Source organism: Bradyrhizobium aeschynomenes, assembly GCF_013178945.1.
Taxonomy (GTDB): Bacteria; Pseudomonadota; Alphaproteobacteria; order Rhizobiales; family Xanthobacteraceae; genus Bradyrhizobium; species Bradyrhizobium aeschynomenes.
In genome coordinates this window covers 543,834-562,530 of record NZ_JABFDM010000004.1, presented here as the reverse complement: position 1 = coordinate 562,530, position 18,697 = coordinate 543,834, and the positions used below count along the sequence as shown (strand labels likewise).

Sequence of the window (18,697 nt, the reverse complement as noted above, 5' to 3'; positions counted from 1 at the left end):
AAAGAGTACCTCAGGGATATGACGCCAGACAGCGACGCCCCGCGCGACGGCCAATCCGCAGCCGAGACCGATTTCCTCGACCAGCTGGGCCAGCGGGTGCGGCGGATGCGCGGCCTCGCCGGCATGTCGCGCAAGGTGCTGGCCGAGGTCTCCGGCATTTCCGAGCGCTACATTGCCCAGCTCGAAAGCGGCAAGGGCAACGTCTCGATCGTGCTGCTGCGCCGCATCGCCAACGCCATCAACGCACCGCTCGACGACATCATTCCCGGCGGCGAGCCGTCGCCGGACTGGCCGGTCATCCGCGATCTCCTGAAGAAGGCGAGCCCGAGCCAGATCGCGCAGGTGAAGGACCTGCTCGCCGGCGGCGCCTCAGCCCCGCTGCGGCGCACGTTCTCCGGCATCGCCCTGATCGGCCTGCGCGGCGCCGGCAAGTCGACGCTCGGCAAGATGCTGGCCGAACGGATCGGCTGGAGCTTCGTCGAGCTCAACAAGGAGATCGAGCGGCAGAATGGCTTGTCTGTCGCGGAGATCATCGCACTCTACGGACAGGAAGGCTTTCGCCGCATGGAGCAGGCGGCACTGGTGCAGCTGCTCGCGCGGAAGGAGCTGATGGTGCTGGCGACCGGCGGCGGCATCGTTTCCGAGCCCGTCACCTTCGATCTCATTCTCAACGCGTTCTACACGATCTGGCTCAAGGCCGAGCCCGAGGAGCACATGGGGCGCGTGCGCAAGCAAGGCGACCTGCGGCCGATGGCCGACGACCGCTCCGCCATGGCCGAGCTGCGCAACATTCTCGCCAGCCGCGAGCCGCTGTATGCGCGGGCGAATGCGGTGGTGGATACGGCCGGACTGTCGGTGGATGCGGCGGCTGCGCGGCTCGGCGAGGCGGTGAAGCCGGTCATTGCCAACGAAGCCCGGATGTTCGCGCGGGGGTGAGCTACCCGCCGGTCGCGGCGATCGCGCGATCGTGGGCTTCGAGAATCGTCTTCAGCTTCTCCTTGGTGTCCTGCACGTCGGCGCCGGTCCTCTCGTCGAGCAGCAGGCGACTGAGCGCGCTGTGGGTCAGCCGGTTGGCGACCCATTTGCGCTCGAAGCCGAGCTTGGACTGCACCGTCGAGATGATCGTGACGCACAACGACAGCACCGTCGCGACGGTCTTCGGGTCAAAGCCGACGATGGCGCTGCTGGTCTGCGACAGCACCGCGGCGATCGCGCTGAACACCACGATGCACACCGTCGAGCCGTGGTTGGCAAAGCTCCATAGCTTCTGCCCCCGGCCGCTCCAGCGCAGCGCGTCGTTCAGCGTGTGCGCGACGAAATCCGCGCCGCTCTCCTGCCCATGCCCGTTTGCCATCGTTTGCTCCCCCAGCCGTTCGCCCATGGATTGCGAGACGATCCAACGACAACGGCCGGTCTCGCGCAAGCAAGACCGGCCGAAGAGGAGAACGATGTGAGAGAATCAGCCCTGCGTCTCGATCTCCCGCAGCTCCGCGTAGGTCAGCGGCGTCAGGCCGGCTCCGTCGAAATAGACGAAGCGCAGGCGGCGGCGGCGCGAGATGAAGTTCGACGGCAGCGGATCGTAGCGGAAGGTGCTGCCGCCGAGATGCGGGGTCAGGCTGCCGACGTCGGTGAGTGCGTCGATCTCGACGCGCAGCAGCTTCAGGCTCTCGCCCTCGCGCAGGATCTCGAACGGCACCCGCGCCAGCCGCAGGAAGCTGGTCGGATCGGGAGCTGCGATGAAGCCGTCGACGAAGGCGGCTTCGACCTTGTCCAGATCGGGCTCGACCACCGGCGCGGGCTTGGCGCCTTCCGGCTGATGCGGCGTCTGCCACTGCACCGGGGAGCGGTGACCATGCGGATGGTTGTGGCCGGGACCATGCGGCGGATGATCGTGGTCGTGATCATGGTCATGACCATGATCATGATCATGATGATGGCCGTGATGGTGGTGATGATGGCGCATCGCGGACCTCAGAAGCTGACCGGCTTGTTGATGATGGACTTGTGGCTGCCGAGCTTGCCGTGCGCGACCATCGAGCCGAGCGCCTCGACGACGACGCGGACGCCGATCAAGGCGGTGATGTCGGAGGTGTCGTAGGGCGGCGAGACCTCGACCACTTCGAGGCCGCACAGGCCTTCGGCGGCGACGAGGCCGAGCAGCTTCAACGCCTCGCGCGGCAGGAAGCCGCCGGGCTCGGGCCAGCCGGTGCCGGGCACGAAGCCGCAATCGATGGAGTCGACGTCGAACGAGATGTAGACGGCGTCGGCATCCTTCCAAGCCAGCTCCAGCGCGATCTCGGCAGTCTTCTCCAGGCCGATCTTCTCGATGTCGGCGATGGTCAGCACGTTGGTGTTGCGCTTGCGCGCGACCTCGACGCCCTCGCGCGGCACCTGCCAGCCGCCGATGCCGAGCTGCACCAGGTTGGTCGGCGACACGTTCGGCAAATTGGTCGCCCAGTACCAGGGCGTGGTGTGCATGCGCTCGTCGAGATCCTTCTCCTGGATGTCGATGTGGCGGTCGAAATGGATGATGCCGATCTTCTTGTCGGTGCACTGCGCGATGCCACGCACGCAAGGAAAGCCGATCGAATGGTCGCCGCCGAGCATGATCGGCAGCGCGCCCGACGAGAACACATGCGCGACGCCGCGGCTGATCTGGTCGAAGCTCTTTTCGAGATTGGCGGGAATGGTGAAGACGTCGCCGGCATCGCACAGGGTCATCTGCTCGCGCAGGTCGACACCAAGCTCGTAGTTGTAGGGCGTGTAGAGCGCGGAGATGCGGCGGATGCCCTGCGGCCCGAAGCGGGTGCCAGGGCGATAGGTGGTGCCTGAATCGAAGGGGATGCCGATCACGGCGGCGTCGTACTTGCCGACGTCGCGGACGTTCTCGACATAGGGCGCCTTCATGAAGGTGTTGATCCCGGCAAAATGCGGCAGCTCACCGCGCGCGAAGGTCGGGATGTCGCGATCGGTCAGGCTGTCGGAGCCGGGCAGACCCATGTCGAGCGCCCATTGCCGCTCCTTGCGCCAACCGTTGCTCGGCAGCTTGCCCTCGGCCTCCAGCGCCTGCCAGCCCTGCGTGGCCATCTTGTCGAAGTCCGGATGATGCCGGCGCAGGCTCTGGCGCTGCGGATGCAAACCGGCACGGCGGGTGCGCCGCATGGCGGGGAATGACATGGAGTTCTCCTTCGTTTCTTCTGGGTGTCGTTATTGTGCCACGTGCACGCTGGCGCGGATGAAGCCGAGCACGGGGACCGCGCTGTCGCGGGTGAGATCGAGGTCGTAGGTGATGCGCGCGCCGAAGCGTTCAGGGGCCTGCGGATCCTTGCGCGGACGGTCGAGCGCGATCAGCCGCGTCGCCAGGCCGAACGCCTCCTTGATGTCGTGGGTGACCATGACGATGGTCGTCTTGTGCTCGTGCCATAGCGGCTTGATCAGCGCATGCATCTGCGCGCGGGTGCCGGGGTCGAGCGCGCCGAAGGGCTCGTCGAGCAGCAATACGCGCGGCTGCTTGGCGAGCGCCTGCGCGATCGCGAGCCGCTGCTGCATGCCGCCGGACAGCGCGCTGGGATATTTGTCGGCGTGAGAACCGAGACCGACCGCCTCGATCAGCGCGCGGCTCTTCTCGACCGCGTCCTTGCGCGCCGAGCCGAACAGCCGCGCCGTGAACGGGCTTGCAGCGAGCTCATAGCCGAGCAGGACGTTGCCGAGCACGGTCAGATGCGGGAACACCGAGTAGCGCTGGAACACGATGCCGCGATCGGGTCCGGGCTCGGCGGGAAACGGCTGGCCGTCGAGCAGCACCGCGCCCTGGCTCGGCTTTTCCTGGCCGAGGATCAGGCGGAGAAAGGTGCTTTTGCCGGCGCCGGAGGGACCGACGATCGAGAGAAAGGTGCCAGAGGCGATCTCGAGATTGATGCGCTCGAGCACGACCTGATTGCCATACTCGACCCAGACGTTGCGGAAGGACAGCGTGCTCATCAGCGGCTCCCCTGCGCATAAGCCCAAGGAAAGACGCGCCGGCCGAACCAGACCAGGGCGTAGTCGAAGACGTAGGCGAGCAAGGTGATCCAGACGACGTAAGGCAGGATCACGTCCATCGACAGATAGCGACGGACCAGGAAGATGCGATAACCGAGGCCGACATCGGAGGCGATCGCCTCGGCCGAGATCAGGAACAGGAAGGCCGGCCCGATCATCAGCCGCAGGCCCTGGATCAGACGGGGCATGATCTGCGGCAGCACCACGCGGATCGCGACCTGCCAGGTGGAGGCACCCAACGTCTGCGCCTTGATCAGCTGCTCGCGCGGCATGTTCTGCACCTCGAGCGAGAGGTCACGCACCAAGGTCGGCGTGACGCCGATGATGATCAGTACCACCTTGGAGAGCTCACCGAGGCCGAACACGATGAACAACACCGGCAGCACCGCCATCGGCGGGATCATCGACAGCACCGCGACCAAGGTGCCGAAGCCGGCGCCGGCGATCGGCAGCAGGCCAATCGCAAGCCCGAGCGTGAGCCCGATGATCGCGGAGATGCCGAGGCCGAGCGCAAGGCGCTGCAGGCTCGCCGCCGTGTCCGACCACAGCACGTAATCGCCGGAGCGACGGTCGGGCTCGGTCGCGAGCCGCTTCGAGGTCGCGACCATTTCCGAGACCGGCGGCAGCAGCTTGTCATCGGGATTGTCGGCCCGCCGCTGCGCCGAGCCGACGACGTAGATCAGCGCGATCAGCAGGAACGGCAGCAACGCCAGCAGCAGCCGACTTCCGCGGTTCGGAACGACATTCATCGCACGCGGCATCAGACGACTCCCTCAATCCTCCAATGAGCACGCTGCTCAAGGTCAATGTGCAGCGCCGACCTCCGGTGTACCTCCTCATGGTGAGGAGGCGCGTAGCGCCGTCTCGAACCATGAGGCCACGTCACGGGCCTCGCCCTTCGAGACGCCCGCCTGCGGCGGGCTCCTCAGGGTGAGGGTAGATGCTGGTGGCGCGGCGATTGACCGGTTAGAGCTTCCCGTCCGCCGCCATCTTCATGAAGGTCGGATCGAAGCGCAGCTTGACGTTGGTCGTGGAGCCAAGCGCCTTCGACGGCGTCGATATGCCCACCGCATCCTTCGACTTCACGTTCTCGCCGAGCAGATTGTGGTCGAAGCAGAAGGTGCGGACGTGATCCATGATCTTCGGCAACTCCGGACCGGTCATGAAGGCGAGCGCATCCTTCGGCTCGTAATACATGAAGGTGGTCTTGAGCTGGGTCTCGAAGCCCGCGAGATCGGTGCCCGAGAGTTTTGCCATCGCCTCGCGTGCGGCCTTGCCCTTCTCGCTCTGGTCCTTCATCAGCGCGATGGTCTCGTACCAGATGCCGGTCAGCGCCTTGCCGAGCTCCGGATTGTCCTTGAGTGTCTGCGTGTTGACGACCAGGAGGTCCTCGATCTCGCCGGGGATCTTGCTGGAGTCGAACACCAGCGTGGCGCCGGGCTCGGCCTTCACTTCCAGAAGCTGCGGGTTCCAGGTGACCACGGCCGTGGTGTCCGGCGACTTCGCGGCGGCGACGATATCTGCGTCCGACGTGTTGACCGTCTTGATGTTCTTCTCGGACAGCTTGACGGTTTCGAGACCGCGCGCCAGCAGATAATGCGACACCGAGAGCTCGACGAGATTGACCTTCTGGCCCTTGATGTCGGCCATGGTCTTGCCCTTCTTCAGCACGACGCCGTCATTGCCGTTGGAGTAATCGCCCATGATGATGGCCGACGTATCGACGCCGCCGGCGGCCGGGATCGTCAACGCATCCATGTTGGTGACGGTCACGCCGTCGAACTTGCCGGCGGTGTACTGGTTGATCGACTCGACGTAGTCGTTGATCTGGGTGACCTTGATCGAGATGCCGTATTTGTCGGCCCATTTCTTGACGATCCCGGACTCCGCCGCATAGGGCCACGGCATCCAGCCGACATAGATCGTCCAGGCGATGTTGAATTCTTTTTTCTTCTCGGCGTAAGCGGGTGACAGCGATGCGGTCGCCAGCGTCGAAGCCGCGAGCAGTGCAACAAACAGTTTCTGCGCTTTGAACATGTCCAGTCCCTCATCGGTTTTGTGACCTGCGGACTGGCAAACACAACCTCGAGCCTGCCAAGCGCGGCCACTGAGGTCTCCCGGGTTTTTATCCCGCCGTGCACCAGGGCTCTCCCCTGGCGGCTGCTCTCGGACCAGCGTTCTCGATCGAGAACCGGAACCCTAGCTGCCAACTCTGACGATCGAGGTCAGCAAGCCGCGTGCCAGAGGAAAACGCTTGCGATTCAACAGAGCGCACGGCAGCCTGTGCTTAAAAAGCTGGCAGCCCGGATTCATCTTGGGCGATGAGGCTGATGGCGGGGCAGCGGCCATGCAAGGAGAGCATGAACCGATGGGCTCACGCAGGCGACCTCATCAGGCCGGCACATCCGCGACCGTGGTTTGGAGTCTCTTCGTCATGTTCAAGTTGTCTGGGATCGCCGTGGCAAGCCTGCTGGCTCTGGGCTTGATGTCTGCAACGGCGCGTGCGCAGAGCGCCCCCGCCGCGGACGCACCAGCCGCAACTCCCTCGCCGACACCGAATCCCTCTCCCGCGGCAGCAGCACCCGCCCCGGCCCCCGCGGCCGCGAGCGACAAACCGGCCGAGACCAGGCCGGCCGAAACAAAGCCCGCCGCCGACGCGGCCGGGACGAAGACAAGGACGAAGAAGCGGACGAAGACCACCCGGAAGGAGGTCGAGGACTCCCTGCGCAGCGGCACGGTGCCCTCGCGCTACCGAAGCCGGGTGCCGAAGGAGTACCAGAAGTACATCCCGTTCGACCGCTAAGAGCGGTTCGCGAGATCGCTGTTCACCCAGCGTCTAGCCCGGCGGCGTCAGCTTGACGATGATCCCGACGATCAGCATGAAGGCGATGCATAGCGCCGTTTCAAGGTCGGCGTGATCGGACCAGAAGCCGCGCAGACCGGCCACGGCTTTTCTCGGTGCTTCCAATCGAAGATGAAGCGCACGCATTTGCTCAACCTTTGATAAAAGGCAAAACAAACCACTACCTGGAAGAATAGTCCCGTCCAAGCGGCGCCTCAATGCGAAAAATCAGCGCATGTCAGCACAGCTGTCGAAATCTACGCACCCGCATGCGATATGAGCTTGATGTGGGTCAATCCGCTCCCATGTCATCTCGGCTGGCAGCGCGCCGCAGTCAAATCCCGAGATAACGGTGCTGCAGCTCGGGCTCGGCCATCAGCTGCTCCGACGTCCCGCTCCACACCGTTCGGCCGCGCTCGATGATGTAGTGGCGGTCGCAGATGCGGGTGAGATGCTCGACATTCTTGTCGATCACCAGGATCGACTGTCCGCGTGACTTGAGCAGCGACAGGCAGCTCCAGATCTCCTCACGAATCAGCGGCGCCAGCCCTTCGGTCGCCTCATCGAGGATCAGCAGCTTCGGATTGGTCATCAGCGCGCGGCCGATGGCCAGCATCTGCTGCTCGCCGCCGGAGAGCTGGTTACCCATGTTGCCGCCGCGCTCGGCGAGCCGCGGAAACAGCGCGTGGATCTTATCGAGCGTCCACGGATCGGCGGCGCCGAGCCGGTTGGTCGAGGCCGCCACCAGATTCTCTGTCACGGTGAGGTTCGGAAAAATCTGCCGCCCCTCAGGCACGAGCCCAATGCCGAGCTGCGCGATCCGATAGGACGGCAGCTTGCGCGTCTCCTGGCCGCTGAAGCGGATCAGGCCGGCGCGCGCCTGGGTCAGTCCCATGATCGAGCGGATCGTGGTGGTCTTGCCCATGCCATTGCGGCCCATCAGCGAGACCAACTCGCCCGGACGGATCGAGAGCGACAGGCCGAACAGGACCTGGCTGAGGCCATAGCAGGTCTCGATGCCGTCGACCTCGAGCAGCATGGCGTTTTCTTTCTGATCAACCATGGCCAACCACCACATGCTGATCGCCGAGATAGGCGCGCTTGACCTCCTCGTTCTGGCGAATCTCGTCCGGCTTGCCCGAGGCGATGATGCGGCCGTAGACCAGGACCGAGATGCGGTCGGCCAGCGCGAACACCGCTTCCATGTCGTGCTCCACCAGCACGATCGAGACCTCATTGCGGAGCTCTGCCAGCAGCTTCACCATCCGCTGCGACTCGGTGACACCGAGGCCGGCCATCGGCTCGTCGAGCAGCAGCAGTTGCGGCTTGGTCGCGAGCGCGACCGCGAGCTCCAGCTCGCGCTGCTCGCCATGGCTGAGCTTCGAGACCAGCACATCGGCGCGATGGCCGAGGCCGACGCGCTCCAGCGCGGCGCGCGCCGCATCGCGCAGCGGCTTCTCCTTGCGCGCATTGGCGAAGAAGCGGAACGAATGCCTGCCGTCATGGGCCTGCGCGGCCAGCGCGGCATTGTCGGCCGCGGTGAAATCGGTCAGCAGCGAGGTGATCTGGAACGAACGCGCAAGGCCGAGGGCACTGCGCTTGTAGGCCGGGAAGGAGGAAATGTCCCGGCCACCGAGGAAGATGCGGCCGGCATGCGGCGCGAGGTGGCCGGTGAGCTGGCTGATCAGCGTGGTCTTGCCGGCGCCGTTCGGCCCGATGATGGCGTGGATCTCGCCCTTGGACACGTCCAGGCAGACGTGGTCGGTGGCGATGATGCCGCCGAAGCGGCGTACCAGATTGTCGACGCGAAGCAGCGGCTCAGCCACGGTTCAACCTCCCGAGCATGCCCATGATGCCGCCGCGGCCGAACAGCACGATCAGCAGCAGCAGCGGCCCCATGATCAGCGCCCAATATTCGGTGAGCTGCGACAGCACCTCCTCCAGCACAAGGAACACGACGGAGCCGACGACCGGCCCCATCAGGGTGCCCATGCCGCCCAGGATCACCATCACCATCAGGTCGCCGGAGCGTGTCCAGTACATCACGGCCGGGCTGACGAAATCGGTGTTGTTGGCCAGCAGCGCGCCGGACAGCCCGCACAGCATGCCGGCGATGACGAAGCAGGCGAGCTTGTAGCGCTTGGACGGGAAGCCGATCGCCTGCATGCGCTGCTCGTTGGAGCGCAGGCCCTGCAGCACGAGCCCAAAGCGCGAATTGACGATGCGCCAGACCAGCGCCACCACGGCGAGCAGGCAGAACAGGCAGAGATAATAGAACTGCACGCGGTTGCCGAGATTGATCGGGCCGCCGAAATCGCTGCGCTTGTAGACGGTCAGCCCGTCATCGCCGCCATAGCGCGCGAGGCCCGAGGCGACGTAATAGGCCATCTGCGCAAAGGCCAGCGTGATCATGATGAAATAGACGCCGCGGGTGCGCAGACTGAGCGCGCCGATCACCAGCGCATACAGCGCAGATACCGCGATGGCGACCGCGAACTGGGCCCAGCCGGAGCCGATGCCCTCCTGTGCCAGGATGCCGACGGCATAGCCGCCGATGCCGAGATAGGCGGCATGACCGAAGCTCATCATGCCGCCATAGCCCATGATCAGGTTCAGGCTGACGGCCGACAGGGCCAGGATCACGATTCGGGTGAACAGCGTGAGGATGAAGATGTTGCCGGTCAGGTTCGAATACACCGGCAGCAGCACCAGGCCGGCCACCACGAGGGCGGCGACGACGGATGAGACGTTGAGCTGTGATTTCATCTGCGGTTGGCCGGAAACAGACCTTCAGGCCGCGCCACCAGCACGATCGCCATCAGGAGATAGATCAGCATCGAGGACAGCGCCGGCGCCGCTGTGGACGCCGAGGCCGAGTTCAGCACTTGGCGCAGCAGATTGGGCAGGAAGGCGCGTCCCATCGTGTCGATCAGGCCGATCATGATCGCGGCGATGAAGGCGCCGCGGATCGAGCCGATGCCGCCGATCACGATCACGACGAAGGCCAGGATCAGGATGTTCTCGCCCATGCCAATCTGCACGGTGAGGATCGGCGCCTGCATCAGCCCGGCAAGGCCGGCCAGCGCGGCACCGAGCCCGAACACCAGCGTATAGAGCAGCTTGATGTTGATGCCGAGCGCGCCGATCATCTCGCGGTTGGAGGCGCCGGCGCGGATCAGCATTCCGATCCGCGTGCGCATGACGCCGAGATAGAGCAGCAGCGCGACCAGCAGCGCCACGACGATGATGGCCAGGCGATAGGCCGGATATTGGATGCCGGGCAGGATCGTGACGGGAAAGGCGAGCCAGGACGGCAGCGGCAGAGCGAGGCCCGCCGGGCCCCAGATCAGCCGGACCGCCTCGTTGAAGAACAGGATCAGGCCGAAGGTCGCGAGCACGTGGTCGAGGTGGTCGCGCCCATAGAGATGGCGCAGTGCCGTGAATTCGAGCACGATGCCGAGCAGAAGCGTGGCACCGAGCGCCATGACGCCGCCGAGCACGAAGCTGCCGGTCCAGGCCACGAAGGTCGCCGCGAAATAGGCGCCCATCATGTAGAGCGAGCCGTGGGCGAGGTTGACGAGGTCCATGATGCCGAACACCAGCGTCAGGCCGGCAGCCAGCAGGAACAGCAGCAGTCCGAACTGCAGCCCGTTCAAAAATTGTTCGACGACGAGAAGCATGCCCCTCACTTCACGCTCAAAAAGACGGCGGCAGAACCGTTACAGGCGCTGCCGCCATGTCCGTCCTTCGATCTTAGGACGAAGATGTTTTAAGCTTCAAGCAAATTCCAGGCCGGTTGGGACCGGCCGCGGAATTTCCTTGATCGCTATTTCATCGGGCACTTGTCGTGGAAGCGGTCCTGATCGTTCTCGACGATGGTCGCCACGGTCTTCAACGAGAGCTGGCCGTCGGCGTCCTTGACCACGTCCTGGAGATAGAAGCTCTGGATCGGGATGTGGTTGTTGCCGAACTTGAAGGCGCCGCGCAGCGACTTGAAGTTGGCCTTTTCCATCTCGGCCTTCATCGCGTCCTTCTTGGACGTGTCGCCCTTGACCGCGACCACCGCGCTGTTGACCAGCTGCGCCGCGTCATAGGCCTGAGCGCCGTAATAGGTCGGACGCAGGCCGGTGTACTTCTTGCGGTAGTCGGCGACGAATCTCTTGTTCTGCTCGTTGGGCAGGTCGTTGACCCACTCCTGGGCGCCGGGCACGCCGAGCGCATTGTCCTTCTGCAGCGGCAGCGACAATTCGTCGACCGTGAAGGCGGTGTAGAGCGGCATCTTCTCCTTGAGGCCGGCCTGCGCGTATTGATTGAGGAACTGCACGCCGGCCGCGCCAGGATAGAACACGAAGATCGATTCGGCACCCGAGGCGCGCGCCTTGGACAGTTCGGCAGAGAAGTCGAGCTGGCTCGGCCACACCGTATATTCCTCGCCGACGACCTGGCCCTTGAAGGTGCTCTTCACGCCCGCCAGCATGTCCTTGCCGGCCGCGTAGTTCGGGCCGATCAGGAACACCGACTTGACGCCCTTCTGGTTCATGTAGAGGCCCATCGCCGCGGGCGTCTGATCGTTCTGCCAGGAGGTCGAGAACACGTAAGGCGAGCACAGCTCGCCGGCGAGCTGCGACGGGCCGGCATTGGCCGAGATCAGGAAGGTCTGGGAATCCACGGCGGTCTTGAGCGAGGCCAAGAGCACGTTCGACCAGATGTAGCCGACGATGAAATCGACCTTGTCGGACTGCACCAGTTTCTCGGTCTTCTGCTTGCCGACGTCAGGCTTCTGCTGGTCGTCCTCATAGATCACCTCGACCGGCTTGCCGTCCATCTTGCGGCCGAGATGATCGAGCGCAAGCTCGAACGAGTTGCGCATGTCGTTGCCGATCACGGCGGTCGGACCGCTGAAGGTCGAGACGAAGCCGATCTTGATGGTGTCGCCGGCAAAGGCCGAGCTCGAAAACAGCAGCGCCGCGGCGCCCGCCAGCCAGAAGCTTTTCATGGTCTTCCCTCCCCTCGAACAAATCGTTCTTATCGTTGTTTCGTCACCGCCACGCAGCAGCACGTCGAGCGGCGGCGTTTCGCCGCAGCATCCGTCGCGCGGTGTTCGTCCTGCCGCGATCGATCCATGCACCATAATTCCCGGAAACGGGCAAAGGCAAGAACTATAGTGCTTGTTAAGGATACTGCAGCACGGCAGAAGGCAGAGGCGGGAAGAAGGTCATGAGAGAGGAAGTCGCCTTCCCTACGCCGTCGTGCCCGGGCTTGTTCCGGCCATCCAAGCGGCTCGACGGTCGCCGCTCGACGTGGATGCCCGGGACAAGCCCGGGCACGACGAAGCAACTGAAGAGCAGCGGCTCTCGCGAGGATCTACTTCTAGATGTCACATGTAGATATCACTTGCTCCCTAACCTACGAACGCATCACTTCACCAGCACACATCCGCCATCAGACATCGGCCGGAACGCCTGTTCGGCCGGGATCGTCGAGACCAGACGATAGTAGTCGTACGGATATTTCGACTCTTCCGGCTTCTTGACCTCGAACAGATACATCGGATGCACGACGCGGCCATCGGCGCGGATTGTGGTGTCACCGAACAACTTGTCCTTGCCTTTCACCGTCTTCATCTGCGGGACGACGTCCTTGGCATCGTCGCTGCCGGTGGCGGCGACCGCATTGAGATAAGCGAGCGTCGACGCATAGACGCCGGCCTGGTTGCCGCTCGGCATCTTACCATTCATGCCGGGACGCGCCGCGAAGCGCTTGGCGAAGGCGCGGGTGTCGTCATCCATGTCCCAATAGAACGCCTCCAGCAGTTGCAGGCCCTGTGCAGCCTTCAGGCCCATGCCGTGGATGTCGTTGATGAACAGCAGGAAGGCGACCAGCGACTGCCCGCTTTGCTGGATGCCGAACTCGGACGCCTGCTTGACCGCGTTGATGGTATCTCCGCCGGCGTTCGCAAGCCCGATCACCTTGGCCTTCGAGCCCTGCGCCTGCAGCAGGAACGAGGCGAAATCCGTCGTGCCGAGCGGATGCTTGGCCGAGCCCAGCACCTTGCCACCATGCTTCTCGATATAATTGGTCGCTTCCGCCTCGATGCCCTGTCCGAGCGCGTAGTTGACCGTGATGAAGTACCAGTCCTTGCCGCCGCGGCCCATCATCGCGGCCGCGGTGGTGTTGCCGGTCGCCCAGGCGTCGTTGACCCATTGGATGGTGTTGGGCGAGCAGGCCTTGCCGGTGAGATCGGAGCTGGCGGTCGACGAGGCCAGGAAGGTCATGCGGCTGTTGCGCAAGAGCTCGTTGATCGTGAGGCCGACGGCCGAATTGGGCACGTCGACGACGGCGTCGACCTTGTCGACGTCGAGCCATTTGCGAGTGATCGCCGAGCCGATATCGGCCTTGTTTTGATGATCGGCGTAGACGATCTCGACCTTGATGCCTTTGCCGCCGCCGTTGAAATCCTCCGCGGCCATACGTGCGGCCTCGACCGAGCCCATGCCGTTGGTGTCCTGGAAGATGCCAGAAATGTCGTTGAGCACGCCGACGCGCACGACGTTGTCCGATATCTCTCCGGCTGACGCCGTGGTGCCCAGGCCTAGTGCTGCGACCAGCGCCAGCGTGGAAATATTCAGCTGCTTCATGGAGTTCCTCCCCGTGTGTTGCTTGTTCTGATTGTTGTCGTCGGCGGATTATTCAGCTCTGCCGGTCCGGAATTCGGATGACGAGCCCGGCGAGCGCCGGCTGGATCTTGATCTGGCAAGACAGCCGGCTGTTCGGCCGTCGCTCGGCGGCCGTGCCGTCGAGCAGCGCATCCTCGTCGTCCGTCACGGGATCGAGCTTCGACGCCCAGGCTTCGTCGACATAGACGTGACACGTCGCGCAGACGGCATTGCCGCCGCACTCGGCGACGATCCCGTCGACGCCATGGGACAGCGCGGCCATCATGAGGCTGTCACCGTCCGCGGCCTCCACGGTCTCGCTGCGGTTGTCGGCATGGATGAAGGTGATCGTCGTCATGGCCATGGCTCAGTCTCTTGGCTCAGGCTGGAGTGAAGGTGACCGGCAGGCTGGCAAGCCCGCGCAGCGTGTTGTTGTAGCGTCGCACCGGCTCAGCGCTCATCGTGATGCTCCCCACCTTGCGCGCGAGCGCGGTCAGCACCGCCTCGCCTTCGAGGCGGGCGACGAGCTGGCCGACGCACATGTGAATGCCCGAGCCGAAGCCGACATGGCCGGAGACTTTGCGGGTGATGTCGTACGCATCCGGCTGCTCCCAGCGGCGCGGATCGCGATTGGCACTGCCCAAGAACATCAGCACCTTCTCGCCTTGGGGGATGGTCACACCGCCGAGCTCGACATCACGTGTGGTGGTGCGGAAGAAGGTCTGCACCGGACTCTCGAAGCGCACCGCCTCCTCGAAGGCATTGCGGGCCAACGAGGGATCCGCGCGCAGCCGCTGCCATTGATCGGGGAAACGCGCGAGGCAATAGATTGCGGCGCCGATGCCATAGACCGTGGTGTCGAGCCCGGCCGACAGTAGCGAGCGCACCAGCAAGGGCGCCTCGGCCGGCGTGATCTCGCCGGCATCGCTGAAGGCATGGATGCAGGCTCCGAAGCCACCGGGCGCGAGGTTGTCGCGCTGGCACTGTTCGGTGACATAGGCCTGGTGCGGCGCGGAGCGCTCGATCGCCTGCTGGCGCAGCTCGTTCGGCGGGCCGAAGGCGTTGAAAACGAGGCTCGCATAGGGAATGAGGTGGTCACGGCCTTTCGCCTTGAGGCCGAGCGCATCGGGGAATACCGACAGCGGATAGGCTTCCGCGAGATCGGGAATGGCGTCGAACGAGCCGCGCGCCAGGAGCTCATCGATCTTGGCCTCTGACGCCGCCATGAAGCCGTCGCGCAGCCGCTTCATCACCGCGGGCGACAGCACCTTGCTCAGCACCGCGCGGGTGCGCGTATGCGCCGGCGGATCGGCCTCGAGGATCAGGCTCGGAGGCCGCCATGGCTTCTCCTTGGCGAAGTCGCTGAGGCCCACGCCGCGGCTGGAGCAGAAGGTCAGGGGATCGTTGAAGACGGCGTACACCTCGGCGTAGCGCGCCACGCCATAGACGTTCCAGGCGTCGAGATAGACGACGGGCCCGGCCTCGCGCATCTCCTGATGCGCCGGATAGGGATCGTCGAAAAAGCCGTATGAGAACGGATCAATCGCGAGATGCGGGATGTCCGGCGCCACGCTGGCGTCCCGGGAAAGACCTGTTGGGTTCATGCGTTCCTCCCGAAGTTTGATCTTGTCATGCGGCTTTTGGTGTCCCTATGTCGGGCGATGCATGGATGCTGGGGGTCATGAGCGAGAAATCCGGGACGCCGCGCAAGGCGCAGCCGCGCGAGCCTGAGGGGCAAGGCCTCACGCTCGATCTCGACCGCTATGTGCCGGCCTTCATCACCTTCATCGCCAACAAGCTGTCGAACAGCGCCACCGCGTTCTACCAGCGCAATTTCGGCGTCAACGTCACGGAATGGCGGATCATGTCGCTGCTGGCGATCGAGCCGGGCATCCCGGCCTCGCGCATCTGCAGCGTGATCGGCTTCGACAAGGGGCCTGTCAGCCGCACGCTCGCGCTGATGAAGAGCCGCGGACTGATCGCGATCCGCAATGATCCGCAGGACGGCCGCAGCCATTCCATCTCGTTGACCGCCAAGGGCCGCGCGACCCATGACAAGGTGATCGTCGCCGCGCTGGAGCGGGAACAGCGCCTGCTGGCGTGTCTCGACGAGAACGAGCAGGAAGTCCTGATCAACCTGCTGCGCCGCATCCACGACAATCTCGACGCCGTCACCGGCGCGAGCTGAACCGCTCCGCTCCCATCCATGGAGCGTCTGACGATTGCTGCTGGACCCTCGTCTGGCGCGCGCGCAAGCGGCCGCGCCTGCCTGGAGCAGGCTGCGCATGGCGTTTCCATCCCTTTTCGAGGCGGGAGTGATCTCTCGCCTCGTTCGTTCACGGCGTCGATAGTTCCACGGATTAGTTGCTTTGGCAACCATAAAATCTTGGCCGGCCGATTTGCCGCAACTCGGCACAATGGACCCAGGCGCGATCCTTCCAATTTTACGCATCGGCGAAGGCGCGCGGCAATTTCGCCCTGATATGCAATCCCAGGACGGCGCCGTCGCTGCGCCGCGGCCGGCGGGAGAAGCGGATGTTGGGGTTCATCTTCGGGTTCAATGCGCGCCTTGGCCGGCTGCAGTACTTTCTGGCCACGCTCGGCCTCATCGTCGTGTCCATCATCCTGATCGTGGTTCTCGCGGTTGCGCTGGCTGCCGTGGCTCCGCACGGATCGGCGCCGACGTTGAGCTGGCCGATCATGGCGGCGATCGGGCTGGTCGTGCTGGCGAGCCTGGTGCTGCAGGCGATGCGCATCCGTGACATCGGCTGGGACCCGGTCTGCGTGATCCCGGCCTGGATTGCTGTCATGGTGCTGGACTACGTCGTCGCCACGCGCTTTCCCGAGTATGCGGTGACATCGTCGCACCACGGCACTTGGGTCGGCGGGCTGATCAATCTCGGCCTGAGCGTCGCGCTACTGTTCTTTCCGAGCGGCGCTGACGACGCCGGCGTCTCGGGCGGGACCATGGTCAGCCGAACGCCGTCGCCCTCGTTCCGCAGCGCCCGCAGCACGGGCTCCACCTCAGAGGCAAGGCTGGCGCGCATCACCGGCGGTGACGCCGGTCGCCGCGGGTAATCAGTCGCACCGCAGCGCTCAACTGCCTACAAATTAGGCGCATCGCCCCGATATCCAAGGCGCAAGGCCAGCAAGACCTCGCGAGCTGCGGACCAACCTACTGACAGCACGCGTTTTTCATCGGAAGACGCGCTGTTACCCTCATGTACACAATGGCACATGGCTTGCTACGTTCGCGGCAGGATCGCGAAGCGGAGTGCACGACATGGCAGGTCATCGATCGGATTCAGACGGGACGCGGAGCGTCGCGTGACCGAAACCGTAGCCGAGATCGTCGCCGCTCACCGCGCCGGCCTGAAGCTCCCCCGGGAGACGGTTGAGCGCTGCTACGCGCGGATCCGATCGCACGATGATGCCGCGATCTTCATCAGCCTTCGCGACGAGACGGATGCGCTCGCCGAGGCCGCGGCCCTCGAGGGCAGGGACGCCGCGGCGCTGCCGCTCTACGGCGTGCCTGTCGCCGTGAAGGACAACATCGATGTCGCCGGACTGCCGACCACGGCAGCCTGCCCGGCCTTTGCCTATACGCCCGCGCGCGATTCCACTGCCGTGGCGCGGCTGCGCGCGGCCGGCGCCATCATCATCGGCAAGACCAATCTCGACCAGTTCGCGACCGGCCTCGTCGGCGTCCGCTCGCCCTATGGCATTCCGAAGAATCCGGTTCGAGCCGATCTGGTGCCGGGCGGATCGAGCTCCGGCTCCGCGGTCGCCGTCTCGGCCGGCCTCGTGCCACTGTCGCTCGGCACGGACACCGCAGGCTCGGGCCGCGTGCCCGCGATGCTCAACAACATCGTCGGGCTGAAGCCGAGCCTCGGCATGATCTCGACGGCGGGACTGGTGCCGGCCTGCCGGACGCTCGACTGCATCTCGGTGTTCTCCCTGACGGTCGACGATGCCGTGACGGCGCTTTCGGTGATGGCAGCGCCCGATCCGCTCGATCCGTTCTCGCGCGACCGGCCGCTGGCTGCCGTGACCGCATTTCCGAACGGCGTGAAGCTCGGCATCCCCCGCCCAGGACAGTTGATCTTCTTCGGCGACAAGGCAGCCGAGGCCGCCTACGGCGCTGCAGCCGCGCGCTTCGTCAAGCTCGGCGCCGAGCTCGTCGAGTTCGACCTCGAACCATTCTACGAGACGGCGCGCCTGCTCTATGAAGGCCCGTGGGTCGCCGAGCGCTATCTCGTGATCCGCGATCTCCTCGCGTCCGATCCCGACGCGATCCATCCGGTGACGCGCGAGATCACCATCGCCGGCACGCGCGTCAGCGCGGCCGACACGTTTGCGGCGCTGTATCGGCTGCAGGCGCTGCGCAAGGTCGCCGAGCGCACCTTCGCAGGCCTCGACGCGCTGCTGCTGCCGACGGCGCCGACCGCCTACACGACCGCGGACGTGCTGGCCGATCCGATCCTGCTCAACAGCCGGCTTGGCACCTACACCAACTTCGTCAACCTGCTCGACATGTGCGGCCTGGCCGTGCCGGCCGCAATGCGCGGTGACGGCATTCCGTTCGGAATCACGCTGCTCGCCCCCGCCGGGCGCGACGCCGCGCTCGCCAGCCTGGGCCGCGCCTTCCACGCCGACACGGCGCTGCCGGTCGGCGCAAGGTCGATCCCGCAGCCGCCGCTGGCGCCCCTGCCTCCGCCGCTGCACGGCGACGAGATCGCGGTCGTGGTCGTCGGCGCGCACCTTTCCGGCATGGCGCTCAATCACGAACTGACGGGTCTCGGGGGCCGGCTGCTAGAAGCGACGAAGACTGCGCCTGATTACAGGCTCTATGCGCTGCCCACGACCCCCCCCAAGCCCGGCATGCTGCGGATCGAACAGGGTCAGGGTCGCGCGATGGACGTGGAGATCTGGGCGCTGTCGGCGGCGAGCTTCGGCACGTTCGTCAATCTCATCCCGCCGCCCCTGTCGATCGGCACCATCAGGCTTGCTGACGGCCAGACCGCGAAAGGCTTCCTGGTCGAGCCCGCGGCCCTCGGCGGCGCCGATGACATCTCGGAGTTCGGCGGCTGGCGCGCATACATGGCGCAAAGGGATTGATCGTCAACGTCATTGGACGGAAACCCAATTGGCTGTGTCA

Annotated in this window: 20 protein-coding genes and 1 riboswitch; of the genes, 5 read left to right on the top strand and 15 right to left on the bottom strand. The window is 64.9% G+C overall.

From position 1 onward, the window contains the following. Nucleotides 1–18 precede the first annotated feature (18 nt). Nucleotides 19–936: a helix-turn-helix transcriptional regulator gene (locus tag HL666_RS15460; protein WP_172182258.1), complete on the top strand. Its 918-nt coding sequence runs from the start codon at nt 19–21 to the stop codon at nt 934–936. Nucleotide 937: 1 nt separating this feature from the next. On the opposite strand, the gene HL666_RS15455 is transcribed toward HL666_RS15460, so the two are convergent. The 6 genes from HL666_RS15455 to HL666_RS15430 all read right to left on the bottom strand — a co-directional run bounded on the left by HL666_RS15455 (nt 938) and on the right by HL666_RS15430 (nt 6,078). Then, nucleotides 938–1,354 (bottom strand): DUF4231 domain-containing protein, encoded by a 417-nt coding sequence (locus tag HL666_RS15455; protein WP_172182256.1) that lies wholly within the window; start codon nt 1,352–1,354, stop codon nt 938–940. 105 nt (nt 1,355–1,459) lie between these two features. Then, nucleotides 1,460–1,837 carry a hypothetical protein gene (locus HL666_RS15450; protein WP_172182322.1) on the bottom strand — a complete coding sequence of 126 codons (378 nt, stop codon included), beginning with the start codon at nt 1,835–1,837 and terminating at the stop codon, nt 1,460–1,462. A 134-nt stretch (nt 1,838–1,971) separates the two neighbouring features. After that, the gene (locus tag HL666_RS15445) at nt 1,972–3,177 is read right to left on the bottom strand and encodes an agmatinase family protein (protein ID WP_172182254.1); all 1,206 of its coding nucleotides are present in this window, start codon (nt 3,175–3,177) and stop codon (nt 1,972–1,974) included. A gap of 30 nt (nt 3,178–3,207) precedes the next feature. Next, entirely contained in the window at nt 3,208–3,981 is a 774-nt protein-coding gene (locus HL666_RS15440; protein ID WP_172182252.1) for an ABC transporter ATP-binding protein, read from the bottom strand. Next, nucleotides 3,981–4,802, bottom strand: coding sequence for an ABC transporter permease (locus tag HL666_RS15435; protein WP_172182250.1), 822 nt, complete (start codon nt 4,800–4,802; stop codon nt 3,981–3,983). Before HL666_RS15435 ends, HL666_RS15440 begins: the two co-directional genes overlap by 1 nt. A 205-nt stretch (nt 4,803–5,007) precedes the next feature. Then, nucleotides 5,008–6,078: a putative urea ABC transporter substrate-binding protein gene (locus tag HL666_RS15430; protein ID WP_172110316.1), complete on the bottom strand. Its 1,071-nt coding sequence runs from the start codon at nt 6,076–6,078 to the stop codon at nt 5,008–5,010. Between the two features lie 75 nt (nt 6,079–6,153). Beyond that, nucleotides 6,154–6,255: riboswitch (guanidine-I (ykkC/yxkD leader) on the bottom strand. Between the two features lie 220 nt (nt 6,256–6,475). Here HL666_RS15430 and HL666_RS15425 point away from each other — a divergent pair. Continuing rightward, nucleotides 6,476–6,844, top strand: a complete 369-nt coding sequence (locus HL666_RS15425) for a hypothetical protein (protein ID WP_172110317.1) — start codon at nt 6,476–6,478, stop codon at nt 6,842–6,844. A gap of 33 nt (nt 6,845–6,877) precedes the next feature. On the opposite strand, the gene HL666_RS15420 is transcribed toward HL666_RS15425, so the two are convergent. The 9 genes from HL666_RS15420 to HL666_RS15380 all read right to left on the bottom strand — a co-directional run bounded on the left by HL666_RS15420 (nt 6,878) and on the right by HL666_RS15380 (nt 15,143). Continuing rightward, nucleotides 6,878–6,988, bottom strand: a complete 111-nt coding sequence (locus tag HL666_RS15420; protein WP_246739100.1) for a transporter — start codon at nt 6,986–6,988, stop codon at nt 6,878–6,880. Between the two features lie 229 nt (nt 6,989–7,217). Further along, nucleotides 7,218–7,922, bottom strand: coding sequence for an ABC transporter ATP-binding protein (locus tag HL666_RS15415; protein ID WP_172110589.1), 705 nt, complete (start codon nt 7,920–7,922; stop codon nt 7,218–7,220). 16 nt (nt 7,923–7,938) lie between these two features. After that, complete coding sequence (locus tag HL666_RS15410; protein WP_172182248.1) at nt 7,939–8,709, bottom strand: ABC transporter ATP-binding protein; 771 nt, start codon at nt 8,707–8,709, stop codon at nt 7,939–7,941. Beyond that, complete coding sequence (locus tag HL666_RS15405) at nt 8,702–9,649, bottom strand: branched-chain amino acid ABC transporter permease (protein ID WP_172110319.1); 948 nt, start codon at nt 9,647–9,649, stop codon at nt 8,702–8,704. Before HL666_RS15405 ends, HL666_RS15410 begins: the two co-directional genes overlap by 8 nt. After that, nucleotides 9,646–10,563 (bottom strand): branched-chain amino acid ABC transporter permease, encoded by a 918-nt coding sequence (locus HL666_RS15400; RefSeq protein WP_172110320.1) that lies wholly within the window; start codon nt 10,561–10,563, stop codon nt 9,646–9,648. Before HL666_RS15400 ends, HL666_RS15405 begins: the two co-directional genes overlap by 4 nt. Before the next feature lie 146 nt (nt 10,564–10,709). Further along, entirely contained in the window at nt 10,710–11,879 is a 1,170-nt protein-coding gene (locus tag HL666_RS15395; protein WP_172110321.1) for an ABC transporter substrate-binding protein, read from the bottom strand. Between the two features lie 421 nt (nt 11,880–12,300). Continuing rightward, nucleotides 12,301–13,521, bottom strand: coding sequence for an ABC transporter substrate-binding protein (locus tag HL666_RS15390; RefSeq protein ID WP_172182246.1), 1,221 nt, complete (start codon nt 13,519–13,521; stop codon nt 12,301–12,303). Nucleotides 13,522–13,573: 52 nt separating this feature from the next. Then, nucleotides 13,574–13,897: a 2Fe-2S iron-sulfur cluster-binding protein gene (locus tag HL666_RS15385; protein ID WP_172110590.1), complete on the bottom strand. Its 324-nt coding sequence runs from the start codon at nt 13,895–13,897 to the stop codon at nt 13,574–13,576. A gap of 22 nt (nt 13,898–13,919) precedes the next feature. Next, entirely contained in the window at nt 13,920–15,143 is a 1,224-nt protein-coding gene (locus HL666_RS15380; RefSeq protein WP_172182244.1) for a cytochrome P450, read from the bottom strand. 77 nt (nt 15,144–15,220) lie between these two features. Between HL666_RS15380 and HL666_RS15375 the strand changes: the two genes are divergently transcribed. The 3 genes from HL666_RS15375 (at nt 15,221) to atzF (ending at nt 18,657) form a co-directional block, all read left to right on the top strand. Continuing rightward, nucleotides 15,221–15,727, top strand: coding sequence for a MarR family winged helix-turn-helix transcriptional regulator (locus tag HL666_RS15375; RefSeq protein WP_172182242.1), 507 nt, complete (start codon nt 15,221–15,223; stop codon nt 15,725–15,727). 347 nt (nt 15,728–16,074) lie between these two features. Beyond that, nucleotides 16,075–16,617, top strand: a complete 543-nt coding sequence (locus HL666_RS15370; RefSeq protein WP_311975760.1) for a DUF805 domain-containing protein — start codon at nt 16,075–16,077, stop codon at nt 16,615–16,617. Nucleotides 16,618–16,866: 249 nt separating this feature from the next. After that, nucleotides 16,867–18,657 carry an allophanate hydrolase gene (gene atzF / locus HL666_RS15365; RefSeq protein ID WP_172182240.1) on the top strand — a complete coding sequence of 597 codons (1,791 nt, stop codon included), beginning with the start codon at nt 16,867–16,869 and terminating at the stop codon, nt 18,655–18,657. Nucleotides 18,658–18,697 lie beyond the last annotated feature (40 nt).